The sequence below is a fragment of the Pirellulales bacterium genome, assembly GCA_019636335.1.
Taxonomy (GTDB): domain Bacteria; phylum Planctomycetota; class Planctomycetia; order Pirellulales; family JAEUIK01; genus JAHBXR01.
Map to the genome: position 1 here is coordinate 56,971 of JAHBXR010000009.1, position 26,156 is coordinate 83,126.

The 26,156-nt window shown below is 63.5% G+C and carries 23 protein-coding genes; 11 read left to right on the top strand and 12 right to left on the bottom strand.

Features of this window, described 5'->3' with window-relative positions; genetic code table 11:
* Positions 1–25: 25 nt before the first annotated feature.
* Positions 26–655 (bottom strand): DUF1080 domain-containing protein, encoded by a 630-nt coding sequence (locus KF708_10915; GenBank protein MBX3413189.1) that lies wholly within the window; start codon positions 653–655, stop codon positions 26–28.
* A 373-nt stretch (positions 656–1,028) separates the two neighbouring features.
* Here KF708_10915 and ilvD point away from each other — a divergent pair, with 373 nt between their 5' ends.
* Positions 1,029–2,861 carry a dihydroxy-acid dehydratase gene (gene ilvD, locus KF708_10920; protein MBX3413190.1) on the top strand — a complete coding sequence of 611 codons (1,833 nt, stop codon included), beginning with the start codon at positions 1,029–1,031 and terminating at the stop codon, positions 2,859–2,861.
* A 68-nt stretch (positions 2,862–2,929) separates the two neighbouring features.
* Here ilvD and KF708_10925 read toward each other — a convergent pair whose 3' ends face one another.
* The 5 genes from KF708_10925 to argB all read right to left on the bottom strand — a co-directional run bounded on the left by KF708_10925 (position 2,930) and on the right by argB (position 8,692).
* Complete coding sequence (locus tag KF708_10925; protein ID MBX3413191.1) at positions 2,930–4,216, bottom strand: glucose-1-phosphate adenylyltransferase; 1,287 nt, start codon at positions 4,214–4,216, stop codon at positions 2,930–2,932.
* Positions 4,217–4,430: 214 nt separating this feature from the next.
* Positions 4,431–5,162, bottom strand: coding sequence for a ribonuclease PH (gene rph, locus KF708_10930; GenBank protein MBX3413192.1), 732 nt, complete (start codon positions 5,160–5,162; stop codon positions 4,431–4,433).
* Positions 5,163–5,496: 334 nt separating this feature from the next.
* Complete coding sequence (gene argF, locus KF708_10935) at positions 5,497–6,414, bottom strand: ornithine carbamoyltransferase (protein ID MBX3413193.1); 918 nt, start codon at positions 6,412–6,414, stop codon at positions 5,497–5,499.
* A gap of 32 nt (positions 6,415–6,446) precedes the next feature.
* Positions 6,447–7,649 carry an aspartate aminotransferase family protein gene (locus KF708_10940; protein MBX3413194.1) on the bottom strand — a complete coding sequence of 401 codons (1,203 nt, stop codon included), beginning with the start codon at positions 7,647–7,649 and terminating at the stop codon, positions 6,447–6,449.
* A gap of 164 nt (positions 7,650–7,813) precedes the next feature.
* On the bottom strand, positions 7,814–8,692 hold the full coding sequence (gene argB / locus KF708_10945) for an acetylglutamate kinase (protein MBX3413195.1): 879 nt from the start codon (positions 8,690–8,692) through the stop codon (positions 7,814–7,816).
* A gap of 456 nt (positions 8,693–9,148) precedes the next feature.
* On the opposite strand from argB, the gene KF708_10950 reads away from it, so the two are divergent.
* The 5 genes from KF708_10950 to KF708_10970 all read left to right on the top strand — a co-directional run bounded on the left by KF708_10950 (position 9,149) and on the right by KF708_10970 (position 13,097).
* A complete protein-coding gene (locus tag KF708_10950) occupies positions 9,149–9,637 on the top strand; it encodes a beta-hydroxyacyl-ACP dehydratase (protein ID MBX3413196.1) in 489 nt (162 codons plus the stop codon).
* Positions 9,638–9,697: 60 nt separating this feature from the next.
* Positions 9,698–10,456 (top strand): 3-oxoacyl-[acyl-carrier-protein] reductase, encoded by a 759-nt coding sequence (gene fabG, locus KF708_10955; GenBank protein MBX3413197.1) that lies wholly within the window; start codon positions 9,698–9,700, stop codon positions 10,454–10,456.
* Between the two features lie 152 nt (positions 10,457–10,608).
* On the top strand, positions 10,609–11,001 hold the full coding sequence (locus tag KF708_10960) for an acyl carrier protein (GenBank protein MBX3413198.1): 393 nt from the start codon (positions 10,609–10,611) through the stop codon (positions 10,999–11,001).
* Between the two features lie 72 nt (positions 11,002–11,073).
* The gene (locus KF708_10965; protein MBX3413199.1) at positions 11,074–11,604 is read left to right on the top strand and encodes a beta-hydroxyacyl-ACP dehydratase; all 531 of its coding nucleotides are present in this window, start codon (positions 11,074–11,076) and stop codon (positions 11,602–11,604) included.
* Between the two features lie 206 nt (positions 11,605–11,810).
* The gene (locus tag KF708_10970; GenBank protein MBX3413200.1) at positions 11,811–13,097 is read left to right on the top strand and encodes a beta-ketoacyl-[acyl-carrier-protein] synthase family protein; all 1,287 of its coding nucleotides are present in this window, start codon (positions 11,811–11,813) and stop codon (positions 13,095–13,097) included.
* A 92-nt stretch (positions 13,098–13,189) separates the two neighbouring features.
* On the opposite strand, the gene KF708_10975 is transcribed toward KF708_10970, so the two are convergent.
* From KF708_10975 to KF708_10985, 3 genes are all read right to left on the bottom strand, one after another.
* Positions 13,190–16,309: a hypothetical protein gene (locus tag KF708_10975; protein ID MBX3413201.1), complete on the bottom strand. Its 3,120-nt coding sequence runs from the start codon at positions 16,307–16,309 to the stop codon at positions 13,190–13,192.
* 18 nt (positions 16,310–16,327) lie between these two features.
* Complete coding sequence (gene miaB / locus KF708_10980) at positions 16,328–17,758, bottom strand: tRNA (N6-isopentenyl adenosine(37)-C2)-methylthiotransferase MiaB (protein ID MBX3413202.1); 1,431 nt, start codon at positions 17,756–17,758, stop codon at positions 16,328–16,330.
* Positions 17,759–17,865: 107 nt separating this feature from the next.
* Complete coding sequence (locus KF708_10985) at positions 17,866–18,057, bottom strand: hypothetical protein (GenBank protein MBX3413203.1); 192 nt, start codon at positions 18,055–18,057, stop codon at positions 17,866–17,868.
* Between the two features lie 488 nt (positions 18,058–18,545).
* Between KF708_10985 and KF708_10990 the strand changes: the two genes are divergently transcribed.
* The 5 genes from KF708_10990 to KF708_11010 all read left to right on the top strand — a co-directional run bounded on the left by KF708_10990 (position 18,546) and on the right by KF708_11010 (position 23,022).
* Positions 18,546–18,992, top strand: a complete 447-nt coding sequence (locus KF708_10990; GenBank protein MBX3413204.1) for an Hsp20/alpha crystallin family protein — start codon at positions 18,546–18,548, stop codon at positions 18,990–18,992.
* A 61-nt stretch (positions 18,993–19,053) separates the two neighbouring features.
* On the top strand, positions 19,054–19,452 hold the full coding sequence (locus KF708_10995; protein MBX3413205.1) for an Hsp20/alpha crystallin family protein: 399 nt from the start codon (positions 19,054–19,056) through the stop codon (positions 19,450–19,452).
* A 51-nt stretch (positions 19,453–19,503) separates the two neighbouring features.
* Positions 19,504–20,004, top strand: a complete 501-nt coding sequence (locus KF708_11000) for an Hsp20/alpha crystallin family protein (protein MBX3413206.1) — start codon at positions 19,504–19,506, stop codon at positions 20,002–20,004.
* Between the two features lie 392 nt (positions 20,005–20,396).
* Positions 20,397–21,905 (top strand): circularly permuted type 2 ATP-grasp protein, encoded by a 1,509-nt coding sequence (locus KF708_11005; GenBank protein ID MBX3413207.1) that lies wholly within the window; start codon positions 20,397–20,399, stop codon positions 21,903–21,905.
* Between the two features lie 157 nt (positions 21,906–22,062).
* Positions 22,063–23,022 carry an alpha-E domain-containing protein gene (locus KF708_11010; protein MBX3413208.1) on the top strand — a complete coding sequence of 320 codons (960 nt, stop codon included), beginning with the start codon at positions 22,063–22,065 and terminating at the stop codon, positions 23,020–23,022.
* 14 nt (positions 23,023–23,036) lie between these two features.
* Here KF708_11010 and KF708_11015 read toward each other — a convergent pair whose 3' ends face one another.
* From KF708_11015 to KF708_11025, 3 genes are all read right to left on the bottom strand, one after another.
* On the bottom strand, positions 23,037–24,560 hold the full coding sequence (locus KF708_11015; protein ID MBX3413209.1) for a hypothetical protein: 1,524 nt from the start codon (positions 24,558–24,560) through the stop codon (positions 23,037–23,039).
* A gap of 4 nt (positions 24,561–24,564) precedes the next feature.
* A complete protein-coding gene (locus tag KF708_11020; protein ID MBX3413210.1) occupies positions 24,565–25,212 on the bottom strand; it encodes a hypothetical protein in 648 nt (215 codons plus the stop codon).
* Positions 25,213–25,273: 61 nt separating this feature from the next.
* Complete coding sequence (locus KF708_11025; GenBank protein ID MBX3413211.1) at positions 25,274–25,966, bottom strand: zinc metallopeptidase; 693 nt, start codon at positions 25,964–25,966, stop codon at positions 25,274–25,276.
* Positions 25,967–26,156: the final 190 nt, after the last annotated feature.

The window sequence follows — 26,156 nt, forward strand, 5'->3', positions numbered from 1 at the left end:
ATTCCGAAGCTTTGAAGCCAAACGCCTACAGTTCCTGGATCGTGATGTCCTTGTAGTGCGCCTCGCTGGGAGGGCCGCCGTGGATCTGCACCGCGATCTTGCCGCGCGGCACGATCTTCTCGTCCTCCTCCGTGTAGTCGACGGTCTGCACGCCGTTGATCCAGAGCTGCACGCGCGGACCTTCGCAACGGATCGTGTACTCGTTCCAGTCGTCGCGCCGGAGGGCCTTGTCGATCACTTCTTTTTCCGGGCGAGCGAGCACTTTATTGCGGCGCGATTCATCGTACAGGCAACCCCACCAGCCATCTCCCATATCGGCCTGGTAACCGATCACTTCGTGATGGTCGGGAATTCGCTCGCTACGGATCTGCACGCCGGCGTTCGCACCGCGCCCGACGAGCTTGAACTTGAGCTTCAGCTCGAAGTCGCCGTAGTCGCGCTCCGTGCAGAGGAACTCGTTGCGCTTGACCGGACCATCCAGTGAGCCGGCCACGATGGCGCCATTCTCGATGCGAAAGACGTCGTGGTTCCCTTCCCAGCCGTCGAAAGTCTCACCGTCGAAAAGGGGCACGGGTTTGGCCGGCTCATCGGCGCCGAGCGGAAGAGAACAAACCGCTACCAGCGCGGCGGCAAGCAGGGCGAAAGCAGCTTTCATGGCGCGGCTCCGAAAGTGAGGCAGACAAGGCTCGTTTCAGCCTCAAGAATAGCGGCCCGAACTGGTGATGCCAAACCAACCAGGTCGACAGCCGCCAGCCACTTCGATTACTGAATTCTTGTAGGTCAGGTACCCTGTACCTGACACTCTTTCGAGTTGCCACGTCGAACATTGTCAGGTACGGGGTACCTGACCTGCAAGTTGGCACTCGCTTGTGGCAACGGGTTGTTTTCCGACCATTTTCCAGCTTTTCAGGACGCTAGATTAGATCGACAAAACGACCTAGAATTGCAGGTGCGGGGATCATTTCACTTCCAGCTCGCCCGAGCGAGCGCCCCCCTGCCAGCCCTCTATTCCTGCGAGCACACTGCCGATGCGTTCCGACACGATCAAGCTGGGCGACGCCCGAGCCGCGCACCGTAGCCTCCTGCGCGCCACCGGCGTCACGACCGAGGACTTCCGCAAGCCCTTCATTGCGATCTGCAACAGCTACATCGACATCATTCCCGGGCACGTCCACTTGAATAAGGTGGGCGAGTTCGTCAAGGAATGCGTTCGCGCGGCGGGCGGGGTCCCCTTCGTCTTCAACACGATCGGCGTCGACGACGGCATCGCCATGGGGCATGCCGGCATGAAGTATTCGCTCCCCAGCCGCGAGGTCATCGCCGACGCGGTCGAGACGGTGGCCAATGCCCACTGCTTTGATGGCATGATCTGCATCCCCAACTGCGACAAGATCGTGCCGGGCATGTTCATGGGGGCCATGCGGGTCAATATTCCCACGATCTTCGTCAGCGGCGGACCGATGGAGGCCGGCAAGACGGCCAGCGGCAAGAGCGTCGACCTGATCGATGTCTTCGTCGGTTCGGTCGCCAAGCAGAATGGCAAGATGTCGGCCGAGGAACTGCTCGAGCTCGAAGAAGCGGGCTGCCCGACTTGCGGCTCGTGCAGCGGCATGTTCACCGCCAACAGCATGAACTGCCTGGCCGAGGCGCTCGGCATGGCGCTGCCCCTCAATGGCAGCCTGCTGGCCACGAGCGTCGAACGCCAGCATCTCTATCGCCGCGCGGCGGAACGCATCGTCCAGATGGTGCGCCAGTTCGACAAGGTGGGTCCGGGGCACGGCATCCTGCCGCGCGAGATCGTCACGCCCGCCTCGATCGACAATGCCATGATCCTCGACATGGCCATGGGAGGTAGCACGAACACGGTGCTGCACATCCTGGCCATCGCGCACGAGGCCGAGGTCCCCTACACGATGCAGCGCATCAACGAGCTCAGTCAGCGCACGCCGAACATCTGCAAAGTCGCGCCTTCGAGCAACTACCACGTCGAGGACGTGCATAACTCGGGGGGCATCCATACGATCCTCGGCGCCGTCGAACGCGGTTGTTCGGGGCTGCTCACGCTCGAATGCCCCACGGTCACGGGCAAGACGCTGGGCGAGAACATCGCCGAATACGATATTCGCGGCGGCGCCGTGGTCGAAGAGGCGCTCGAGCTGGCCGCGGTATCGGCCGGTGGCGAACGTACGAACAAGGGCATGGTGGTCGAGCGCCGCGCGAACAGCATTCGCGAGTTGTCGGAGAAGGATCTCGGCTTCGATCCCTACGATTGCATCCGCGAAGTCGAGCACGCCTACAGCCAGCAAGGTGGCCTTTCGATCCTCTATGGCAATCTCGCTCCCGATGGCGCGGTCGTGAAGACGGCCGGCGTGCGCCCCGAGATGCTGGTCCACAGCGGCCCGGCCGTGATCTTCGAATCGGAAATCGACGCGTACGCCGGCATCGTCAACGGCATTGTGAAATCGGGAGACGTGATCGTCATTCGCTACGAAGGCCCCAAGGGGGGACCGGGCATGCAGGAAATGCTCGCCCCGACGACGGCCATCAAGGGCATGGGCCTCGATGCGAGCGTGGCCCTGGTGACCGATGGACGTTTCTCCGGTGGCACGGCCGGTGCCTGCATCGGGCACGTCAGTCCCGAAGCGGCCGCCTGCGGACCGATCGCGCTCGTCGAGCCGGGAGACATCATCGAGATCGACATCCCCAACCACAAACTGGCTATCCGCCTGACCGAAGACGAACTGGCCGAGCGCCGCGCCAAATGGAAGGCCCCCGCCCCGAAGTACACCAAGGGCTACCTGGCCAAGTACGCCGCAATGGCCACCAGCGCCGATACCGGCGCCGTGCTGAAATGGGATTGAGTCTCTCAGTTCAGTCCTGCAACTGACAAAGTGGCACAGGTCGCCGGCCTGTGCCACTTATTGCCCTTCTACAGCGCCCAGCCGTCGGGCACGGTGGCGTCCTTGGGCACCACGGCGAGGCCGTCGCAGATGACGGCTTCGGGGGTCTCGGCCCCTTCGCGGCAGCGGTCCGAGTTGCACAGCTTGACGTGGCGTCCGACGCGGACGTTCTTGTCGACGATGACGCCGTCGATGAGCGAACCGGTGCCGATGCCGATCGGGGGGCGGCCTGCCGCGCGATCCGCGGCCATGTCTTCGGCCGTCTGGTAGAAGTCGGCACCCATGACGACCGAGTTGCGGATCGTCACGCCGCGCTCGATGCGGCAGCGCAGTCCGATCACGCTGTTCTCGATCACGCAATCCGTGGCGATCTCGCATCCGTCGGCGATCAGGCTACGCGTGATCTTCGCCCCCTCCAAGCGAGCGGGCGGCAGGAAGCGGGCGCGCGAATAGATCGGCGTATCGGCCGAGGCAAACTCGAACGGCGCGTCGGGGGCCGCGAGCGCCAGGTTCGCCTCGTAGAACGAGCGGATCGTGCCAATGTCTTCCCAGTAGCCGTCGAACAGGTGCAGTTGCACGTGCCGCGTGCGGATCGAGGCGGGAAAGATCTCCTTGCCGAAGTCCTGATAGTCGGTCTTCGTCAGCACCTCGACGAGCGTCTGGCGATTGAAGAGGTAGATACCCATGTTCGCCAGACAATCGCGCCCCTGGCTGGCAATGCCGCGCGCGTCGATCCACTTGGGATCGGTACGCACGAGCGCGAGATCCGCCTCCTGCTTGGGCTTTTCGAGAAAGCCTTGCACGCGGCCTGTATCGTCGACGCGCATGATGCCCAATTGCGAGGCCTGGCTGCTGGCCACCGGTAGTCCCGCGATGGTGACGTCGGCGCCACTTTCCTGGTGCGTCTTCAGCATGTCCGCATAGTCCATGCGGTAGAGCTGATCGCCCGAGAGAATGAGCACGTAATCGATGTCGGGTTGATCGACGTAGCGCAACTGCTGCCGGACGGCGTCGGCGGTACCCTGGTACCAGTCCATCGAGTCGAGCGTCTGCTGCGCGGCGAGGATCTCGACGAAGCCGCCGCCGAAGATGTCGAACGTATACGTGCGACGTATATGACGGTGCAGGCTGACCGAGTTGAACTGCGTGAGAACGTAGATCCGATTCAGTCCGCTATGGATGCAGTTCGAGAGTGGAATGTCGATGATGCGATACTTGCCCGCCAGGGGAACCGCCGGCTTCGAACGATACTTGGTCAGCGGATAAAGTCGCGTCCCGCGACCGCCACCCAATACCAGCGTCAACACATTTCGCATCAATTGCTTCCCCATGCCGTGCGCCATGCCAGGGGCGCACGTCTCGCGGTTTCGTGATTCGGGAGGTGAATGCCAAGACGGGCGACTCCGGCCGAGACTCGCGCGAAGGACCGCGCCGGCCAAAGTAGAACGGCATTTTAATAGACGCGGCGCGGCTTGTCGCCCAGCCCGCACCACCCGCGCCGATGCGCTGGTCTGCCGGCGACCGGCTTGGTCACGCAAAGGGCCAGTCGCGGCCCAGCGCCTCGCGCTGCAGTTCGGTCAGGCGGGCAATGCCGGCGCGGGCAAGTTTGAGGAAGGCGGCGAGTTGCCGGTCCGTAAAGGTGGCCTCTTCGCCGGTCCCCTGCAGTTCGACAAAGCGTCCATCGCCCGTCATCACCACGTTCATATCGACCTGAGCCACAAGATCTTCCGAATAGTCGAGATCCAAGAGAGGTCGATTTTCGACCAGGCCCACGCTCACCGCCGCGACGCTGTTGCGCAAGGGATAACGCCCCGGGTCGGGGAGCGCCGGAAGCGAGCGAATCGCGTCGACCAGGGCAATCAGGGCGCCGGTGATGCTCAACGTGCGCGTGCCGCCGTCCGCCTCCATGACGTCGCAATCGATGGTGATCGTGCGCGGACCAAGCGCCGGCAGGTCGGCCACCGCGCGCAGGCTGCGGCCGATAAGGCGCTGGATCTCCGTCGTCCGGCCGTCGATCTTGCCGCCCCGATCGCGCTGCTTGCGCGGGCTGGTGCTGCCGGGGAGCATCGAGTACTCGGCGGTGATCCAGCCGCGCCCCTCGTCCTTCATCCAGCGGGGCACCTCCTCGTCGACGCTGGCCGTGCAGAGGATCGTCGTCCGGCCGGCCTGAATCAGCACGCTGCCCGGGGTGGCGCGGGTGTAACGGCGTTTGATCTTGATGGACCGCAGTTCGTCGGGCGCTCGTTCGTCGTGTCGCGTCATGATTTCTTTCGAGCTACATCGAAGGGTGAGAATCGAGCGGCACGCCCTCCCGACTTCGTCGCAAGGGCATGGCACCCACCGTTACCAATGTTCTGCCACACTTTTAGTTCTCGAGCGCCTTCAAATCACAACCCTAAGCGTGCTTTGAAGTTGCGCCTTGGGAGGTTCGTTGGCGTCTGTATTCGGCAAATCAGTCACCATAACCCGAAGCGTGAGCGAGGGAATTCCTGCAAAGAACGTCGAGCAATGGGCTCCCTCGCTGACGCTTTGGGTTGTGGTGTAGGCGGCCGATCGTCTGATGACAAGACTCTCGACGAACACGATTCGTACGACGCTACGGCTGCGGGCCGAGCAGCCAGGCGAGAATGCCCTTTTGCACGTGCAGGCGATTGCCGGCTTCGGCCAGCACGATGCTGCGCGGGCCATCGATGACTTCGCCGGTGACCTCATCGCCGCGATGGGCAGGCAGGCAGTGCATGAAGTAGGCCTCGGCGGGGGCGTGGCTCATCAGCGTGCCATTGACCTGATAATCGGCGAAGTCGCGCTTGCGGCGCTGCGCTTCGTGCTCTTGTCCCATGCTGGCCCAGACGTCGGTATAGACAGCCAGCGCCCCCTTCACCGCCTCGCGCGGATCGCGCGTGACGAGCAGCTCGAGATTCGGTACTTCCTGCTTGAGGAAGTCGAGAAACGCGGTGTCGAACTCGTATCCCTGGGGCGAGGCGATCTGGAAACGCATGCCGACGCGGCCGCAGCCGATGGCTAGGCTGCGCGCCACGTTGTTGGCATCGCCCACGTAGGCCAGCGTGTGGCCGTGCAGGCGACCGACCATCTCGCGCAGCGTGTAGAGATCGGCCAGCACCTGGCAGGGATGCGCCTCGTCGGTCAGCCCATTGATGACCGAGCAGGCGCAATAGTTGGCCAGCTCCTCGACCATCTGGTGATGGTTGGCCCGCACGACGATGACGTCGACGTACTGGCTCAAGACGCGGCCGAAATCGTCGAGGCTTTCGCGCGAGCCGAAGCCGACGTCGTCGCGCAGAAAGACGCTGCCTCCGCCGAGATTGATCATGGCGGTTTCGAAGCTGACGCGCGTGCGCAGCGAGGGCTTCTCGAACAAGAGCGCCATCACGCGCCCCGGCAGGATCACCTCGCGCAGGCCCTGTTCGTACTTGGTCTTCAGATCTTCGGTGATGGCGAAGATGCGTTCGATCTCGGCCGAGGTGATCTCGGCTAGCGTCAACAAATGTCGCATCGGCACACTTCCCGGCTCTTGCGTCCCGTGCCTCACGGGCTCTGTTGCTTGAGGACGTCGGCCAGAATATCGATACCGGCCAGGGCCTGTTCTTCGGTCAGATTCATCGCCGGCAGCAGACGAATCACGGTTGAGTGGGTGCAATTGACGAGCAGCTTCCGCTCGAGGCATTGTTTCACCACGGCGGTCCCGTCGATGGCCAGCTCGAGGCCGATCATGACGCCGCTCACGCGCACCTCGCGAATCAGCTCGCACTCTTGCTGCAGTTCGGTGAAGCGCGCGCGGAAGATCTCGCCGAGCTTCTGGGCGTGCTCGAGCAGATTCTCCTGCTCGATCATCTCGATCGTGGCGATGCCCGCTCGAGCGGCGATCGGGTTGCCGCCGAAGGTAGCCGCGTGCATGCCGGGCCGCAGGTCGGGGGCCAGCTCGCGCGTCGTCAGCAGCGCGCCGCCCGCGATGCCGCCGCAGACCGCCTTGGCCAGCGTCATGATGTCGGGCGTGACGCCGACCTGCTGGTAGGCAAACCAGTGTCCCGTGCGTCCGCAGCCCGTCTGCACCTCGTCGAAGATCAAAAGCAGGTCGTGCTCGTCGCACAGCTTGCGCAGCCCGGCGAGGAAACCGGGGGGCGGAATCCGCACGCCCCCTTCGCCTTGGATCGGCTCGATCATGATCGCGCCGGTGTCGGCGTCGATCAATTGGGCCACGGCCTCGAGATCGCCGAACGGGGCGTAGCTGAAGCCGGCCATCAGGGGGCCCAGGCCCTCGTGATACTTGGGCTGCGCCGTGGCCGTGGTCGCGCCCAAAGTTCGACCATGAAAACCGCCTTCGAAGGTGATGATCTTGTAGCGCTTGCCCCGGGTGTGGAGCCGCGCGAGCTTGATGGCCGCCTCGTTGGCCTCGGTGCCCGAGTTGCAGAAGAACGCCTGACCGCCGAAGCTCCGTTCGCTGAGCAGCTTGGCCCACTGCCCTTGGGTCTCGATGTGCCAGGTGTTGGGCACGTGGATCAGCGTGGCGACTTGCTCCTGCACGGCCCGCACGACCGGTTCCGGGCAATGCCCCACCAGGTTGCAACCCCAGCCGGGGAAGAAGTCGAGATAGCGGTTCCCCTCGGCATCCCAAACGTAAGAGCCTTCGCCGCGCACCAGACAGACCGGATAGCGGACGTAGTTGGGCACGACGTACTGCTCGAAGAGCGCGATCGTCTCGGCCGAACTGAGCGTGTCGGTGGCACTCACGGCGGTTCTCCTGGTTCGTTGTCAGCTAGTGGGGAGGACGGATGGCCTGGCGAAGGGCTCTCTGGATGTCATCCAACGCGACGGCCTAAAACTCCCCAGACGCCTTTTCTTCTCTCTCGGTTCGCGTTCCCCGCCACCCTGGCCGGCCGACGCGGAGGGGGCCATCACTCGTCCATGACGATTTCCGTCCCTACGCCGCTACTCGTATAGATCTCCAACAGCAGCGAGTGGCGGAGCCGCCCATCGATGATGTGTACCTTGTGGACGCCGCGATTGAGCGTGTCGAGGCAGGCTTCGACCTTGGGAATCATGCCCGCCTCGATCGCCCCGCTGGCGATGAGTTGCTGCGCCTCGCTCGCCGTGAGCGAGTGGATCAGCGAGTCGGCGTTGTGCTTGTCGCGACGGACGCCGTTGACGTCGCTTAAGAAAATCAGCTTCTCGGCGCCCAGCGCCTGGGCCACGGCCGTGGCGGCGGTGTCGGCATTGACGTTGAGCTTCTGGCCGGCACTGTCGACGCACATCGAGGGGATGACCGGCACGATGCCCGCGTAGCACAGGTTCTCGATCGTGCTGCGATCCACGCGCGTCACGGCGCCGACATACCCCAGATCGATCGGACCAGCTTCGCTGGGAAGCTGCAGCTTCTCGCCGAACAGGACGTTGGTGAAGCGGAAATTGAGGGGTGCGGCACGCCCCCCCATTTGTTCGATGCTGTCGACCAGTTGCTCGTTGGTCTCGTAGGCCAGCACCTGCTCGACGATGTCGCGGGTGGCGGCATCGGTGTAGCGGCGGCCTTGAATGAAGTGGGCTTCGAGTCCCGCGGCCGACATGGCGCGGCTGATGGCGGCGCCGCCCCCATGCACGACGACCGGCCGCATGCCAACCGTTTCCATGAAGACGATGTCGATGAGCAGGTGCCGCAGGGCCGTGTCATCTTCCATGACACTGCCGCCGAGCTTGATCACGACGACCTTATCGCGGAACTTGCGTATCCAACCCAGCGCCTCGATCAAGACGTCGGCCTTTTGGATCGCTGTTTTCACCGCGTTACTCCGCGCCGGAACTGCAAACTTGCCGCGACAGGAAAACCGGCCTCGACCGGCAAGGGCAATGTCCGCAAACCCCTGGCAGGCAAGGGGAAAACAACCCATTGTAGGGTCGCGCTAGGGGGTGTCAACGAGCTAGCTTGCCAGCGCCAAGGGGGCGATCCGGACCGGTTTACCCAGGTTGTCGCTTTGCTGGAAGGCCGATATATTCAACGACTTAATAATGGCGGCGCGGCACTCATTTCGGCGGCGTTGCCACCTGGACTGGATTCGCCAAGGCGGGCTGGACCTTCGCAGGTCGGAGAGATCGTCTTGCGGCGAGCCGCGCGGCCCACGGCGCCGCGCCGGCCGGCTCAAGGGCGACAGTCTCTCGAACGTCACCCCTGCGCCGCCCGCACACGACGCCCGCTCCCCCCGTTTTTGCCCACAGCTCGTTTTTCGTGTAGCAACTCGATGCGCTTCTCGCTAATTGATCGTGTGGACATGTTTGAACCGGGTCGGCAAATCGCCGCACGGAAGAACCTGACCATGGCCGAGGAGTACCTGGCCGACCACTTTCCGGGCTTTCCAGTGATGCCAGGCGTGTTGATGCTCGAGGCGATGACCCAGGCCAGCGCCTGGCTGATTCGCGCCAGCGAGGACTTCGCCCACAGCATCGTCACCCTGAAAGAAGCCCGCAACGTGAAGTATGGCAACTTCGTCGAGCCGGGGCAGACGCTGCTGGTGACCGCCGAGATCATCAAACAGGACGAACAAACGACCACGCTCAAGGCCCAGGGAACCGTCGACGGCAACATGACCGTTTCGGCGCGTCTGGTCCTCGAGCGTTACAACCTGGCGGCCGTCGAGCCGAATCGGGCCGAGGCGGACGCCGTGGTCCGCCACCAACTGCGCGAGCAGTGGGCCCAATTGTGCCGTCACCTGGCGCCGGCCTCGACGTAACCGCTCACCACCCCCACCAGACAGCCAAGCGCCCGACTACGGGCCGAGACAGAACGAAACATGGCGAACCGACTCAAAGGCAAGATGGCGATCGTGACCGGCGGCAGCCGCGGCATTGGCCGCGCGTGCGTCCGCGACCTGTGTGCCGAGGGCGCCACGGTGGCCTTCGTCTACAGCAGCAGCACGCAGGCCGCCGAAGAACTGGTCGCCGAAATCACCGCCGCCGGCGGCAAGGTCAAGGCGATCAAGGCCGACGTCCGCGACGCCGCCAAGGTGACCGAACTCGTCGAGCAACTGGCCGAAGAATGGGGCCGTATTGACATCCTCGTCAATTCGGCCGGCATCATTCGCGATGGGCTCTTCGCCACGATGGACGCCGCGCAGTGGGGGGACGTGATCGAGACGAACCTCACCGGCACCTACAACTTCTGCCGAGCCGTGACGCGGCCGATGATGTCGCAGCGCGCCGGCAGCATCGTGAATCTATCGAGCGTGGCCGCCGAATACGGCGCCCGCGGACAAGTGAATTACGCGGCGAGCAAGGGGGGCATCGACGGCCTGACGCGCTGTCTGGCCAAGGAGCTCTCGGCACGCAAGATTCGTGTCAACAGCGTGGCCCCGGGCATGATCGAAACCGACATGAGCCAGGCGGTGCGCAACCTGATCGGCGATGATATCAAGAAGGTGATCCCCTTGCGGCGCGTGGGTCAGCCCGAGGAGATCGCTCGCGTGGTGACGTTTCTGGCCAGCGACGAGGCGAGCTACCTGACGGGTCAGGTGCTTCGCGTCGACGGCGGCCTGAGCCTGGGTAGTTACTAGATCGAAACCGAGAACCACGAACACGCGCCTGCCCGTCGACACGCCATCCGCTCGCGCCGGCGAAGCCCTTTGCGGTGCGCGCGGTAGATGACCCTGGTGTCGCGCGGCAGCGCGAAGAGCATTCACGAACCAAAGATTGGGAGAATTGAGCCATGCCCTCGAAAGATGAAGTATTCGACAAGATCCGTGCCGCCCTGGTCGACGCGCTGGGGGTCGATGAAGACGAAGTCACGCCGAACGCCACGTTGACGGGCGACCTGGGAGCCGAATCGATCGACTTCCTCGACATCGTCTTCCGCCTGGAGAAGGCCTTCGACATCAAGATCCCGCGCGGCGAGCTCTTTCCCGAGAGCATCCTGACCGATCCGCAGTACGTGGCCGACGGCAAGTTCACCCCGGCCGGCATCGAAGAGCTGCGCAAGCGCATGCCGTTCGCCAATCTCGACGAGTTCGCCAAGAACCCGGTCGCCCAAGAGTTCGGCAACCTGTTCACCGTGCAGATGATCGCCAACTACGTCGAGAGCAAGGTCAACGTCGAGGCCTGACGTCTCGACGGCGGCGCGACGAGGGCGCGGCGCCCCGTCGCGACAGCGGCACCCCGCGGAGTTGCGTGACGTATGCGCTGGATCTGGATCGATCGATTTCTCGAGTTCGAGAGTGGCCGGCGCGCGCGGGCGGTGAAGAACCTCACCCTCGCCGAAGAGCACCTCCACGATCACTTCTTCGGCTACCCGATCATGCCGAACTCGCTGATCACCGAGGGGCTCGCGCAGACCGGCGGCATCCTCGTCGGCGAGATGCGGAACTTCGAAGAGAAAGTGATCCTGGCGAAGATTCCCAAGATCACGTTTCACTTCGCCGCCAAGCCGGGAGACACGCTCGTCTACTCGGCCGAGATGCTCAGCATCGAGGACAACGGCGCGCTGGTCAAGGCGACCAGCCACGTCGGCGAGCGCTTGCAGGCCGAGGGGGAACTGATGTTCGCCCACCTCGACGAGAGCCGCCGCGTAAAGACGCTGTTCGAGCCGAAGAACTTCGTGTTCACCTTGAAGCTGCTGGGAGTGTTCGACGTGGGGCGAGGTTCCGAGGCGGGCGCGATCGCCGAGCCGCCGGGACTGGCCCACCTGCGGGCCGCGTCGCCCGAGTGATGGCGCATGGTTGAGAACCGCCCTTACCAGCATCCCAACCCGAAGCGTAAGCGAGGGGGAGCCGCGAGGAAACGTCGAACGAGGTTCCCCCTCGCTCACGCTTCGGGTTGGAATTGTCGGCACTGTTGAATCGCACACGCCTGACAGCCTGTGCTGCTTTGTTCGCGGTATTTGCAGGCATTGCACATTGGTGAGGAGATTCTGCCATGAGACGTCGTGTGGTCGTTACCGGTTGCGGTTGCATCACTCCCCTCGGCACCGAGGTCGAGCAGGTTTGGCAGGCCTTGTTGCGCGGCGACTCGGGCATTGGCCCCACCACGCTGTTCGATGCCAGTAACTTTCCGACGAAGATCTCGGCCGAAGTCCGCGGCTGGGACCTCTCGGACGTGGGAGAGAACCCCGAGGACTGGAAGTACCACGGCCGGCACACGAAGTTCGCCATCGGCGCGGCGAAGAAGGCCTACGCCGACGCGGGCCTCGGCGACAACGGGCTCGATCCCACGCGCTTCGGCGTTTATCTGGGCAGTGGCGAAGGGCAGCAGGACTTCGACCGTTTTACCGAGATGATGGTCGCCTCGCTCGGCGAGAGTGGCGAGCTCGACGTGGCCACGTTCACGAAGAAGGGGCTCGAGATTCTCCACCCGCTGTCCGAGCTGGAGCAAGAGCCGAACATGCCGGCCAGCCATCTGGCCGGGCTCTTCAATGCCCAGGGCCCCAACGTCAACTGCCTGACGGCCTGCGCCGCGAGCAGCCAGGCGATCGGCGAGGCGGTCGAGATGATTCGCCGCGGCGATGCCGACGTGATGCTCTCCGGCGGCACGCACAGCATGATCCATCCCTTTGGCGTGACGGGCTTCAACCTGCTCGGCGCGCTGAGCACGCGGAACGACGAGCCCCACAAGGCATCGCGCCCCTTCGACCGCGGGCGCGATGGCTTCGTGCTGGGTGAAGGAGCGGCCATGCTCATCCTCGAAGATCTCGAGCACGCCAAGGCCCGCGGCGCCAAAATCTACGGCGAGATCACCGGCTACGGTTCGACCGCCGACGCCTTCCGCATTACCGACACGCATCCCGAGGGACGTGGCGCGGCGACGTGCCTCAAGCTGGCCCTGGAAGATGCCGGCAAGAATCCGGCAGACATCCACTACATCAACGCGCACGGCACGAGCACGAGCGTAAACGACAAGGTCGAATCGCTGGCGATCAAGCGGGCCTTTGGCGACGTGGCCTACAAGGTGCCCGTCTCGAGCACGAAGAGCATGATGGGGCATCTGATCGCGGCGGCCGGCGCCACGGAGCTCATCATCTGCCTGCTGGCAATCCGCGATAACGTGCTGCCGCCGACGACGAACTACGACACGCCCGATCCGGACTGCGATCTCGACTACATTCCGAACGTCGCGCGCGAGGCCCGCTGCGACACGGCCGCGTCGAACAGCTTCGGCTTCGGCGGCCAGAACATCACGCTGGTCGTGTCGCGCTTCGAAGGCTGACCTGCGTATCGGGCAGACGATTCTTTAATCGTCACCTCGTGGTTGACCTCGATCGCGATGCCGCTCCTCGAGCGGCACGTTGATCGGACGTGCTATTTCTTTTCGGCCGCGTCGAACAACTGGTCGAAGCGCTGCCGGTTGGCCGACGTATAGCGCTCGATCTCGGCACGCAGGGCCTCGGGGCTCGTGAAGCCCGTCATGCGGGCCAGCTTTTCCATTTCGGCCGGCTCGTCGGGCAGATCGTCGCGGGCCTGGGTGTTCATCAGGCGCAAGCGACTCTCGACCGTGCGCAGGAAACGGTAACTCTCCTGGAAGAAGCTCGCATCGTCCGCCGAGAGCTGTCCGGCCTGCTCGAGCGCCTTGAGGGCGGCGAGCGTATTGGGTTGGCGAATCTCGGTGCGTCGCGCGCCGTGCCGCAATTGCAGCATCTGGACGAGAAACTCGATATCGACCATTCCGCCGCGGCCCCGTTTCAGGTTGCCTCGCGCTGCCGTGTCTTCCAGACGCTTGCGCATCTGGCGAATGGCGTTCGCGTCGGCGGGCTGCCAAGTGTGGCCGTAGGTGGCGGTACCGATCACCTCGGCGGCGCGCGTCGCGGCGCCCTCGGCGCCGAAGACGATGCGGGCCTTGGTCAGGGCCTGGCGTTCCCAGAGCTGGCCGCTGCCGTCAGCGAAGTAGCGCGCGAGCTCGTCGAACGACGTGACCAGCGCGCCGCTGCGCCCCGTGGGACGCAGCCGCGGATCGACTTCATAGAGCCGGCCATAGGGGCCAAGCTGGCTGGCCGCCTTGATGATGCGCTGCCCCACCTCGCTGAAGAAGTGCTGGTTCGTGGTGACCTGCGTCCGGCGCGAGCGCGGGCCGGCGGCCGTGTTGCCGTCTCCCTCGAAGAGAAAGATGAGATCGAGATCGCTGTGGTAATTCAGCTCGCGCCCGCCGAATTTGCCCATCGCGACGATGACCAGCTCGCAGGGACGCGGCTCGACTCCCTCGGCCTCGACCATCGGCTCGCCCAGCTTCTGCACCAACCGCTCGAACTCGAGATGGGCGATCTCTTCGAGGCAGGTGCAGGCAATGTCGGTCAGCGCGTCGGTCGTGGCCTGAATGTCTTCCTTGCCGAGCAGATCGCGCACCCCCACGCGCAGCGTCTGCGCGTGCTTGAAGCTGTGCAAGATGGGATCGAGATCCTCGGCGCCATGCACCAGGTCGGCCAGCGTCTGACGCAGCACGTCGAGCGTGGGCAGGCGATCGAGCACCAGGCTGTCCATCAACTCGTCGATCATGCCGGGATTGCTCGTCAGGATGCCCGATAGCAACGGGCTATACGCGCACAAATCGACGTAGAGCCGCAGTGTCGGCGGATTGAAGCTGAACAGCTCCCACAGCACCCCCTTGCCGCCGAGCGAGTCGCTCACCTTCTCGAGGTTGACTAGCGTCGCGTCGGGATCGGGCGTGGCGGCAATCGCGGCGAGCAGACGCGGCGCGATCGAGGCCAGAAAGTGCCGGCAGCGGCGCGTCGAGAGGAAGCGGATCCGCTCGTTCGAGAGGGCCATCAGGTTCGAGTAGGCCAGTTCGACGTCGCGGAATCCGTGCCGAGAGAGCACCTCGTCGATGCACTCGGGGGTGGGCTCCGGATCGAGCACGAGATCCACCTCGGGCTCCATGCCCGACTCGTCCGGAAAGGCGTCGTTGAGCAGGTGGTCGAGAATCTTGCGATTCAGCTCGGTCTTCTGTCGGTAGTCGTTCTCGAAGTCGTCGAGTGCCGAGCGGCCGGGCGCATCGGCGTACCCCATGCGAATAGCCAACTTGCGCAGCTCGGCGCGCTCCTTGGGCAGGACGTGCGTCTGCAAGTCGAGCATGATCTGCAGACGGTGCTCGATCTTGCGGAGAAAGCCGTAGTTTTCTTCGAGGATGGCCCGCTCTTGCGAGGTGAGGCAACCGACCCCTTCGAGCCGCGCGAGCCCCTCGAGCGTGTTGCCGGTGCGGACCTCCGGCAAGTCGCCGCCGTTCAAAAGTTGCAGGAATTGGATCACGAACTCGATGTCGCGAATGCCGCCGTGGCCGGTCTTCACGTCGCGGCTGTCGGCGCCGTTGCTCGACGTGCGATGCTCGATGCGGCGTTTGAGGGCCTTGATGCCGGTGATGTCGGCCAGGCTCAAGTAGCGGCGGTAGATCCAGGGTTCGAGCTGCGCGAGAAACTCGCGCCCCAGGTCGAGATCGCCCGCCACCGGTCGTGCCTTGACGTAGGCCTGGCGTTCCCAGGTGCGTCCCAGCACGTCGTAGTAGTGCAGGGCGCGCTCGAGGTTCGTCACCATGGGGCCCTGGCGCCCCTCGGGGCGTAGACGCAGGTCGACGCGGTAAGCCACCCCCTGCTCGGTCGGTTCGACCAGCAGCTTGACGATCTCGCGCGCCAAACGATCGAAGAACTCGTCGTTCGTGCAGGGACGATCGCCGTCGGTCTCGCCGTCGTGGTCGTAGAGCAAGATCAGATCGATGTCGCTCGAATAGTTCAGCTCGTTGCCGCCGAGCTTGCCCATGCCCAGCACGACGAAACGAGCCGGTTTGCCGCTGGGCGTGCGCGGCACGCCGCGCTTTTCTTCGAGCGTGGCGCGGGCCGAGCGGACGGCCGCCTCGAGCACGGCCTCGGACACGGCCGAAATTTGCTTGGTCACGATGTCGAGCGATTGTCCGCGCACGATGTCGCCGAAGGCGATGCGCAAGGTTTCGCGATGGCGAAACCTTCGCAAGGCGGCCAGCACCGACTTCTGGCTCGCCGCGTTCAACACCTCGCTCGTCAGCTCGTGCGCGAGCACGTCGCGCGCCACGGGCTGGCCTTCCGTCAGACGCAGCAGGTCGTAACTTTCGCTATCCGTGACGAGCAGATCGCTCAGGTACTGGCTCGTCGAAAAGATCTGCACCAGGTAGGGGAGCGCATCGCGATCGCGCTCGAAGAGCGAACCCAGCGCCAGCGGATTGCGCGCCGCAGCCACGAAGCGATCGAGATTGTTCAGCGCCATGTCCGGGTCGGGGCAGCCGGGCAGCAACTGGCGAAGCTGCTCGCCGATGTCGGCCAGCAGGTCGAGCGTCACCCCGGCCGCCGCCATATGCACGAAGTTCGCGTGCGCACGCTCGAGATTCGACAGTCCGCAGCCGCGCAGCCAGTCGACCGCCTCGGCCGGGTGATCCAGAAACCCGCTGAGCTCTTCGATTCGCATATTCCGGGAAGCGCGGCGTCAGGGGGGCGAGAGCGACAAGCGATAGACTTCGGGACCGACGTGCTCGGTCACGACGGCGCCGAACAGCGTGAAGGCATTGGCATCGTAAACGGTCAGATTCAACAGTCTACCAATTTGGCGGCGATTTCCAGCAAAGACCGTGATGCGATCGTCGGGCGTGCGGCCGGTGAGCTGCAGAATCTCGCCATCCGTTTCGTTGCGATGGGCCATCTTGCTCGGCCCTTCGACCAGCACTTCGACCTGCCGGCCGATCCACTGCTGGTTGTCCTCTTCGCTGATCTGGTTCTGGATGGCCAGCAACTCGTTGTTGCGGCGGCGTTTGGTCTCTTCCGGCACGTCGTCGGCAAACAGGTCGGGGGCCTTCGTGCCGGGGCGCGGACTGTACTTGAAGATAAAGCTGTTCTTGAAGCGGCTCTCGCGGACCAGGTCGACCGTGAGCTGAAAGTCCTCCTCGGTCTCGCCGCAGAAGCCCACGATGAAGTCGCTCGTCACGGCGGCGTGCGGCACAATCTCAAGAATCCGCGCCTGCATCTCGCGGTATTCCTCGATCGTGTAGCCGCGCTTCATGCGGCGCAAGATCTCGTTCGATCCGCTTTGGGCCGGCACGTGCAGATAGGGGGAGCACTTCGGCAGATCGCGGACCGCCGTGAGCAATTCGGTCGACATGTCGCGCGGATAGTTCGTCACGAACTTGATCCGCGCCAGCCCCTCGATGTCGTGCAGGCGGTAGATCAGGTCGGCCAGGCGCCACAGGCGGCCGTCGAGCTCGTAGTGATAGCTGTTCACGGTCTGGCCGAGCAGCGTGATCTCGCGGCAACCCTCGTCGGCCAGCCGCCGCACCTCGGCCTCGATTTCCAGGGGCGAGCGGCTCTGCTCCGGTCCCCGCACCTTGGGCACGATGCAGTAGGTGCAGAACTTGTCGCAGCCGATCATCACGCGGACGTACGCCTGGTAGGGCGTGGGCCGCAGCGCCGCCTCGCGGAGCGGGTCGTAGCTTTCGAAGCTCTCTTCGACCTCGCTGCGGCTGGCGGCCTTGCGGTCGAGGCTCACCTCGAGCCGGGGGCCGCTCCCGGCGGCGATCTCTTCGATCAGCTTGGGCACCTGGTGCAACTGCCCCGGCCCGACCACCAGATCGACGAACGGCGCGCGGCGGAAGATCTCTTGCTGGTCTTTTTGCGCCATGCAACCGAGCACCCCGATGATCTTGTCGGGATGGTGCGTCTTGGCATGCTTCAGACGGCCCAGCGCGCTGTAGATCTTGTCTTCGGCGTGCTGCCGGACGCTGCAGGTGTTGAAGAGGATCGTGTCCGCTTCGCGCGCGGTCGAGACCAGCTCGTAGCCTTGTTTGCGCAGGCTCGCCACGACCAGCTCGCTGTCGAGCATGTTCATCTGGCAGCCGACGGTCTCGATGTACAACCGCTTGGGCATGGGGGTCGTCGCGTCTCGCAGGGGAAGCCCTCACACGGAGCAGGCCGGCAGGCGGCGCACCCGCGAGCGTGGGGCACGGCCCGACGCGAGGGGACAGTCGTGGGCGATCAGGCGGCTTTCTTGGCCGCAGAGGCGGCCTTGGCTTCGAGGGCCTGCTGACGACGCTGGCGTTCCAGCTCGATCCGCATCCGCGCGGCGGTCTGCTCGCGATGCGCGAGGGTCATCCGCACGAGCGCCACGACCGCCACATAGCCCGCCAGCACCAACAAGGCCACATCCCAGCCATCCATGCTCTGCATTGCTGAATCCTTCAGCGTTGGCTTAGAAAACCGAGTTCCCCATCCTAACGCACGCAAGCGGGCTTCGCCCAGCGGGAAAATCTCCTGGCGCGGCCAACACTTGCGCGCCGAGTGCCCCGCCTACCTGCCAGGCGTGGGGTCACTGTAAAAACTTCGACCGAAACGACGAGCGACCGCCAACCTTCTTGTAACGCCGGCGGCGTATCCCCCTCTCCCGAGCCCTACTCGGCGGCCAGAAATGCGAGACTGCCAAACTGGCAGTTGGCCCGGACACGCCTATTCGCTTCGGTAGGCGTTGCAAATGCTTGTCCGACAGAGACTAAGGGGCAACTTGTCGCGGCGGTCCGATTGGCACACCTTTTGCTTTTTCTTTCGTTCCAGAGGCAAGTTCCTGCACGGGCTTGCCACCCCTCGCGCGTCGCGGCATTCACCCAGCGGCGTTTTGCCGCCGTCGCGCGGCCATTCTCTAAATCGAGGAGCCTACGTCCATGCCATTGCGCCTACACACCTTGCCGCTCCATCAGGTCCGTCACGAAATGGATCGCTTCTTTTCCGACCTCACGCGCGGACTGCCGAACTGGCCGCACGTGGCCCCCGCCGCCGTACGCAGCTTTCCGGCGGTGAACGTCTGGGAGAACGATCAAGAGCTCTTCGCCGAGGCCGAGGTGCCGGGGCTCAAGGAGTCGGATATCGACATCTTCGTGGTCGGCAACGAGCTCACCATCAAGGGAGAGCGCAAGCCGAGCGAAGCACAAGAAGTCACCTACCATCGCCGGGAACGGGGCGCGGGAACCTTCACCCGGGTCGTACATCTGCCGGTCGACGTCGATAGCTCGCGCGTGTCGGCCACGCTGCGCGACGGCGTATTGACCGTGACGCTGCCCAAGGCCGAGACCGCCCGTCCGCGCAAGATCCAGGTCGTCGGCTCGAACTAAACGCGACGTCTCGCACGCAAGAAAGACACAAGCACGAACAGATTTGCAGGAGCCAATTCTCATGAGTACCGAAACGATTGCCGATCCCCGCTCGAGTGAGGTCGCCAAGACCGAGCATACCCGCAGCGGTCAGTATTACCGTCCGCACGTGGACATCGTCGAACAGGCCGAGGAATTGCTAGTCCGGGCCGACATGCCGGGTCTGCGGGCCGAGGATATCGACGTCCAATTCGAGGAAGGAACCCTGGCGATTCACGGCCGCGTGGCGCCGCGTCAGCCGGCGGGCACCAATTACCTCCAGCGGGAATATGGCGTAGGCGATTACTACCGCAGCTTCCAGGTGAGCGAGCACATCGACGTCTCGCGCATTCATGCCGAGTACACCGACGGCGTGCTGACGCTGCACCTGCCGAAGACCGAGGCCGTCAAGCCGCGCAAAATCGCCGTCACCGCGAAGTAAGCGGTGCGTCGACGTCGGGCGGGTTCGTATTCGAAACGAGGAGTAGTCGACATGAAACCACTACCTTGGATGAATAAGCGCCAGGCGGAAGAAGGAACCCATGAGGTGGCCTCCTGGTCCGACCTGCGACAAGAGATGGAACGGATGTACGAGACGTACCTCCGCGAGCCGGTCGAGCGGATCGGGCGGGGATTCGAGTCGCTGGCCCCCTGGGGACCGGCGCTGGATATCGCCGAAAGCGATCAGGCCGTTACCGTGCGGGTCGAGATCCCCGGCGTCGAGCCGTCGGAGATCGATCTGCAGGTCACCGGCAATCAACTGACGATTGCGGGCGAGAAGAAGGAGCACTCGCAGCACGCAGGGGAAGATTTCTTCCACAGCGAGCGGCGTTTCGGCAAGTTCCGCCGGAGCGTGCAATTGCCGGTGGGCATCGACGCCGAGCAGGTCACGGCCGAGTACGACCACGGCGTGCTGACCGTGCGGCTGCCGAAATCGCAGGGGGTCAAGCCCAAGCGGGTCGAAGTGCGGTCCCCGGCCTCGAACGCCATGTAACGTGACTTCCGGGCTCAAGGCCGCCATCAAGATTCGTCAAAAGGTGCGCTCGACGAACCGGTACAGAATGCCATAATGTGAGCGCATTGAGAGGGAAACGGAGACTCCGATTATTCGGGGGACGACTGCCCGAGCGCTGCGCAAGGCCGGCCCACGATGCGGGCAGCATCGCAATGCGGCGAGCTTGGCGATTCGTCGCTGTCGTCGCAAGCCGAACGCTCTCAATGCGTTGCCACTGCCAGCATGGACTGAAGCGCAAGCATGCTTCAGCGGCATTAGATTTGCTTCCCGACAAAAGCGGCTTCACCAGGCGGCCTGTCACGGATCGATACCTAGTTGCTAGGCAATGGGACGAGTGGCCCTGGATGTCATCCGGCAAGAAGCACGGCTCGATGCAATTTTCAAGCTATCTGCACAACGGCGCGTACGATGAGTTGTTCGCGCCCGACGGGCTCCCACGCGATCGTTCGGAGCCTCTCTTCCAGCGGCTGCAAAATCTCACTCCTGAGGAGTTGCAGCGTCACCAGAAGGCGGCCGACGTGGCCCTCTGGAACATGGGCATCACGTTCAATGTCTACGGCCACGAGGCGGGCGTGGAGAAGGTGTGGCCCTTCGACATCCTGCCCCGCATCGTCACCGACAGCGAATGGGGGCGCATCGAACGTGGCTTGCAGCAACGCATCCGCGCGCTGAACCTGTTCATCGACGACATCTACCACGATCGCAAGATCTGTCGCGACGGGATCGTTCCCGAGGAGCTGGTCGCCTCGGCCAAGACCCTACGCATGGCCTGCGCCGGGCTCGAGCCGCCCCAGGGCGTCTGGTGTCACGTGACGGGCACCGATTTGGTGCGCGATCGCGATGGCGAGTTCTACGTGCTCGAGGATAATCTGCGCTGCCCGTCGGGCGTCTCGTACGTGCTCGAAAACCGCGAGGTGATGAAGCGCACCTTCCCGCAGGTCTTCGAGGGGCTGCGCGTCACGCCGGTCGAGGACTATCCCGAGCGCCTGCTCGACACGCTGCTGCACACGGCGCCGCGCGGCGTCGATGCTCCGACCGTGGCGCTGCTCACGCCGGGCATCTACAACTCGGCCTACTTCGAACACTCCTTCCTCGCCCAGCAGATGGGCATCGAGCTGGTCGAGGGACGCGATCTCGTCGTCCACGACGGCTACGTCCACATGCTCACCACCAAGGGCATGCGCCGCGTCGACGTGCTCTACCGGCGCATCGACGACGATTTCCTCGACCCGAAGTGCTTCCGCGAAGACTCCATGCTGGGCGTGCCCGGGCTGATGGACGTCTACCGCGCGGGGCGCATCACGCTGGCCAACGCGCCGGGGACCGGCGTGGCCGACGACAAGGCCGTGTACGCCTATGTGCCGCAGATCATTCGCTACTACCTGGGCGAGGACGCCATCCTGCCCAACGTGCCGACGTATGTCTGTTCGGACCCGAAACAGTGCGCGCACGTGCTGGCGAATCTCGACCAGCTCGTCGTCAAGCCGACGAACGAGTCGGGTGGTTATGGCATCTTGATGGGACCTCAGGCCTCGAGCGAGGAGCGTGCCCGTTATGCCGACGTGTTGCGCGCCAATCCGCGGAACTATATCGCTCAGCCGATGCTGACGCTGTCGACCGTGCCGACGATCGTCGAAGATCGTCTCGAGCCGCGGCACGTCGATCTGCGCCCCTTCGTGCTCTACGGCAAGGACATCTACGTCCTGCCGGGGGGGCTGACCCGCGTCGCCTTGCGCAAGGGTTCGATGATCGTGAACTCGTCGCAAGGGGGGGGGAGCAAAGACACCTGGGTGTTGGCCGATCCGAATCGTCCTCGTCAGGCGGAGCAATCTCAGTCACAATCTCAATCCAGTTCTTCGCCGGCGCTGGCCGGCGCCTAACCTACGAGCGACAGGCGGAGCGATGCATGACGACGCGCGAAACGACTTGGCCGTACGACGCCGGCCGGAATTTCTCTTCCTGCGCCCCGGCAGTTGCGCGACTCGCCCCCCTCTTTGCTCGACCGGCCGCGCGGTGCGCGGCGGAGGACGCAACGAAGTGCTAAGTCGAGTCGCCGAGGCCGTTTTTTGGATGAGCCGCTATCTCGAGCGGGCCGATAACGTCGCGCGCTTCATCGACGTCAACGAACACCTGACGCTCGATCTGCAAGGCGCCGTGGCCGAGCAATGGGCGCCGCTGGTCTACACGACCGGCGATCACGAGCCCTACTTTCAGCATTACGGCGAGCTGACCCGTTCGAACGTGCTGCAGTTTCTCACGTTCGATGCCCGCAACGCGAACTCGATTCTCGGTTGCGTGCAGCGGGCCCGCGAAAACGCCCGGGCGATCCGCGAGATCATCTCCTCCGAAATGTGGGAGCAGATCAACCGCTTCTACCTGTTGATGCGCGATGCGTCGCGGGCGCCGGCCTGCGATCACGTGCGGCGGATCGTCGAAGATGTGAAGCTGCACAGCCATCTGATTCAGGGCGTGCTCGACACCACCATGTCGCACGGCGAGGCGTGGCACTTCGCCAACATCGGCCGCCTGGTCGAACGGGCCGACAAGACCTCGCGCATCCTCGACGTGAAATACTACATTCTGCTTCCCCACACGCGCGACGTGGGGACGCCGCTCGATATCGTGCAGTGGTCGGCCCTGCTCAAGTCGGCCAGCGCGCTCGAGATGTATCGCAAGAGCAAGGGACGTATTCTGCCGGCCAAGGTGGCGGAGTTCCTGATCCTCGACCGCGACTTTCCCCGCTCGATGCGCTACTGCCTGGTGCATGCCGAGGAATCGTTGCACGAGATCACCGGCACGCCCGCCGGTTCGTTCGGCAACCGAGCCGAGCAGCAGCTAGGCCGCATGCGCGCGGCGATGGACTTCACCAGCATCGACGACGTCGTGCAGCAGGGATTGCACGAGTTCATCGACCGCTTTCAGACGGAACTGAACGCCGCGGGCGAAGCGGTCCACGACGTCTTCTTCGCCCGCCCCGAGCTGCCGCTGGCCTCGTGACGCGCCGCGACGATTTACCGCACGATGGCTTCCGCTGCGTCAAAGAGCGTTCGTTGCGCGGAGAAGTTGGCAGAGAATCTGTCCTGCAATCCCAACTCCCCTGCCAAAGCGTACAGGTCGAGCTTGCGTAGCGTCTCGATGGTAATGGTGCGCTTGGCGTCTTCGCTGGCGAAGGCGGATAGAAACTCTAACGACACATCGGAATTGAGCATCTCGGCGATCAACGCCGCTTGATCCAAGTGGTCGAACGACAGGAAATAGCAAGTGTCGTCCAAGACGCAAGGCTTTCCGTTCTGGCAACCAACCACTACAAACCGCGGTCTCTTGTAAAAGGCGGAAACCGCCACTTTCCACGGCGCGAAAGAATACGGTCCTACTCCAAAGACGGCAAAACGTGAGCGCTTCTTATAAACCGAACTCGCCCGGCGATCGAGCTGCTCCGCATGCGAGGTGAGGTAGTCCCACGTTCTCGGCGCGGCGTCTTGCAGGAGAGAGGTGTCCTCGTTCGCAGCGCACTGAGTGACGAGCATCCAGCGATTCGTCTTCTGTACTTTACCATTGGCCAGGTCGGAGCTCTTGAACATCGGGTACAGATAGTCGGTTTCGAGATCGACGGACTCTCCCATCCCATTTCGATACTGTACTTCGTCGTAAGTCAGTTCCATGACCTTGCTGCAATCGTGTTTGATACCGGATCGCCATTGAAACGGACTGTCGCCCAACAAATGGCCCCAGCGCTCGAAGGCAGCCACGTTGGTGACCATCTGTGCGTCGCGCCACCCCATCTTGCGAAGTGGCTGAGCGGCGTCCAATCCGGCGTAGAGATCGCAATCCTGCGATGTGCCGCGGGTGGACAAATGGCAAGTGAATAAGCAAGCATTCACGGACACATCAAACTCTGCATTGGCATCGATGGAATAGATTGCAGTCCGCTCGAACGACAGCTTGCGTTTCCAAGCATAGGCCAGCACGCGTCGGGCCACCGTCGTCTTGCACAACATCGCCAGGGAGGAATCCGTTCCGTCCAGGGCTTCGAGCAGACGCATCAACATCCATTCCGAGATGTCGAAGTTGCTCTTGCCGGTCAGCGCGTCGATTCCATTGAGCTTCTGGAAGTTTGCCTTCTCGGGCAGATTGCCGCTCTGCAAAACGCTCAAGTCCGAGTTCGTCACCCAGGGAGGGTTACCTAGTACGAGCAAGGGTTGCGCGACCGAGCGGAGCGTTTCGTGCCAGTCGTAGAGAAAGAAATCCGCCCGGCAAAGCTCGACTTTGCCTTTGCCGGCGTGCGAATCGAGCCGAACTCGCAGCGCATCGAGTGCCTGCGCGTTGATCTCGACCCCGACTGCCCGCTGCAGGGACGGAAACTCGTCAAGGGCCGCCAGGATGAAGCTTCCAATCCCACAATTCGGTTCGACCACCGTGGCGGGGTGAATGCCAAGTTGGGACAAGACTCGACACACGCGCCGCGCGAGATCGTCCGGCGTTTGAAAGTCGCCGAATTCCTTCCGTCGGCGCTGCGCTTCGTTGATCTGCTTCATCGAATCACCGAATCCTTCGCACACCCAGCGCTTGTCCCGCCGATGTGACGGCACGCCCGTACTGGAGCCTCCATTGCAATGCATTGGAGATGGTCAAGTAGCCTTGCTCGGGAGGATGGTCGAGCAGTTCCCTGGCTAACTTGAACGCTTCGATCTCTTGATAACGATCTTGCATGAAAGCGACGAGATCCTCTTCGGTGGCGCCGTTTTCCAGCAGTCGGCGGATCTCCTTCGTCGTCTGAAAATCCCCTGTACGCTCCTTCTCAATGAATAGGGTATGCAGAACATTGAGCGTACCGGTCTTGGTGCGAGCCAGGTCTTTCTTGTCGTACACGAAAACGAGCAGAGAATAGCCGAGTCCGTAAACCTTCTGCCGCGCCGATTTGAAGGGACACGAAGATTGTGGCTGTTTGATGCTGGTAGCCTTCATGTCGACTTCCAACGAGGGAAAGTCGATCCCCTTGGCAGAATTGCCCCGACTGGTGGTGTACTTCGTCTCGATCAGGGCGCGAAACTTGTGCTCGAAATAGGTCCCGATCGCCTTCCCGTCGGTCACACCATAGAGACTTGGTTCCGGGTGACTTGACTCCACGGCGGCAAAGTCATGGGCCTCGTGGCAGAGCAATTCAACGGTAAGGGCGCGCTTGGGCATGGCGGACGCAGTGTCCCATATTGACTGGCAGGGGACAAGCGTTCACCAGCGCGAGGCGAGATTACCGTCGATCGCCCGAGAGGCGGATGACGAAGTAGAGCAGCGTCAGAATCGTTTGTAGCGTGCCGGCCACGTAGGTCAGCGCGGCCGCGTTGAGCACGCGCGTCACCTCGACCAGACCTTGCTGATCGATGATGCCCAACTGCACGAGCTGCGCCTTCGCGCGATTGCTGGCGTTGAACTCGACCGGCAAGTTCACCACCTGAAAGAAGACCACCAGGCTGAACAACGCCACGCCGGCCCAGGCCACCATCTGTCCGGCAGTGCTGGCCATCATCAGGCCGACGAAGAACAGCAAACCGCCCAGGCTGCTGCCGATGTTCGCCATCGGCACGGCGGCGTTGCGGATGACCAGGGGCGCGTACTGGTGGGCATCTTGCAACGCGTGCCCCGCCTCGTGCGCGGCAATGCCCACGGCCGCCAGCGAGCGTGACTGGTAATTCTCGGGGCTCAAGCGCAACACGCGGTGGCGCGGATCGTAATGGTCGGTGAGAAAGCCCCCGACTTGCTCGATCTGCACGTCGCGCAGGCCGGCCGAGTCGAGGATATGGCGCGCGGCCGCGGCGCCACTGAGGGGCGCGGGCATACGCTGCGCCGCGTGGTAGGTCGACTTCACGCGATACTGCGCCCACAGCGCCAAGAGGAACGCCGGGCCCACGAACAGCAGGTAGTTGATATCGAAAACAAAGGGCATCGGTTCGGTCCGTCGTGAAAGAGAATCCGTCTTGGAAAGAACGCTCGTCCGGAGCGACGCCGGCGTGCAACCAGACCGGGGTTATTTCACCGCACCGGCGGGCACCGCGCGTCGTCGTCCGGGATTGAACGTTTTACTGCCATTCTACGCGGGCAAACAGGGGTTAGTTCGCGCAGAAACCGCCCCAAGA

Bases quoted from the DNA above. Each gene is read 5' to 3' on its own strand.
- KF708_10950 (MBX3413196.1), top strand. From the start codon at position 9,149: ATGCGCTTCTCGCTAATTGATCGTGTGGACATGTTTGAACCGGGTCGG.
- KF708_11025 (MBX3413211.1), bottom strand. From the start codon at position 25,966: ATGCCCTTTGTTTTCGATATCAACTACCTGCTGTTCGTGGGCCCGGCG.
- KF708_10960 (MBX3413198.1), top strand. From the start codon at position 10,609: ATGCCCTCGAAAGATGAAGTATTCGACAAGATCCGTGCCGCCCTGGTC.
- KF708_10970 (MBX3413200.1), top strand. From the start codon at position 11,811: ATGAGACGTCGTGTGGTCGTTACCGGTTGCGGTTGCATCACTCCCCTC.
- ilvD (MBX3413190.1), top strand. From the start codon at position 1,029: ATGCGTTCCGACACGATCAAGCTGGGCGACGCCCGAGCCGCGCACCGT.
- miaB (MBX3413202.1), bottom strand. From the start codon at position 17,758: ATGCCCAAGCGGTTGTACATCGAGACCGTCGGCTGCCAGATGAACATG.
- KF708_11000 (MBX3413206.1), top strand. From the start codon at position 19,504: ATGAAACCACTACCTTGGATGAATAAGCGCCAGGCGGAAGAAGGAACC.
- KF708_10990 (MBX3413204.1), top strand. From the start codon at position 18,546: ATGCCATTGCGCCTACACACCTTGCCGCTCCATCAGGTCCGTCACGAA.
- KF708_11020 (MBX3413210.1), bottom strand. From the start codon at position 25,212: ATGCCCAAGCGCGCCCTTACCGTTGAATTGCTCTGCCACGAGGCCCAT.
- argF (MBX3413193.1), bottom strand. From the start codon at position 6,414: ATGCGACATTTGTTGACGCTAGCCGAGATCACCTCGGCCGAGATCGAA.
- KF708_11005 (MBX3413207.1), top strand. From the start codon at position 20,397: ATGCAATTTTCAAGCTATCTGCACAACGGCGCGTACGATGAGTTGTTC.
- KF708_11015 (MBX3413209.1), bottom strand. From the start codon at position 24,560: ATGAAGCAGATCAACGAAGCGCAGCGCCGACGGAAGGAATTCGGCGAC.
- KF708_10975 (MBX3413201.1), bottom strand. From the start codon at position 16,309: ATGCGAATCGAAGAGCTCAGCGGGTTTCTGGATCACCCGGCCGAGGCG.
- rph (MBX3413192.1), bottom strand. From the start codon at position 5,162: ATGACGCGACACGACGAACGAGCGCCCGACGAACTGCGGTCCATCAAG.
- fabG (MBX3413197.1), top strand. From the start codon at position 9,698: ATGGCGAACCGACTCAAAGGCAAGATGGCGATCGTGACCGGCGGCAGC.
- KF708_10915 (MBX3413189.1), bottom strand. From the start codon at position 655: ATGAAAGCTGCTTTCGCCCTGCTTGCCGCCGCGCTGGTAGCGGTTTGT.
- KF708_10925 (MBX3413191.1), bottom strand. From the start codon at position 4,216: ATGCGAAATGTGTTGACGCTGGTATTGGGTGGCGGTCGCGGGACGCGA.
- KF708_10985 (MBX3413203.1), bottom strand. From the start codon at position 18,057: ATGCAGAGCATGGATGGCTGGGATGTGGCCTTGTTGGTGCTGGCGGGC.
- KF708_10995 (MBX3413205.1), top strand. From the start codon at position 19,054: ATGAGTACCGAAACGATTGCCGATCCCCGCTCGAGTGAGGTCGCCAAG.
- KF708_10965 (MBX3413199.1), top strand. From the start codon at position 11,074: ATGCGCTGGATCTGGATCGATCGATTTCTCGAGTTCGAGAGTGGCCGG.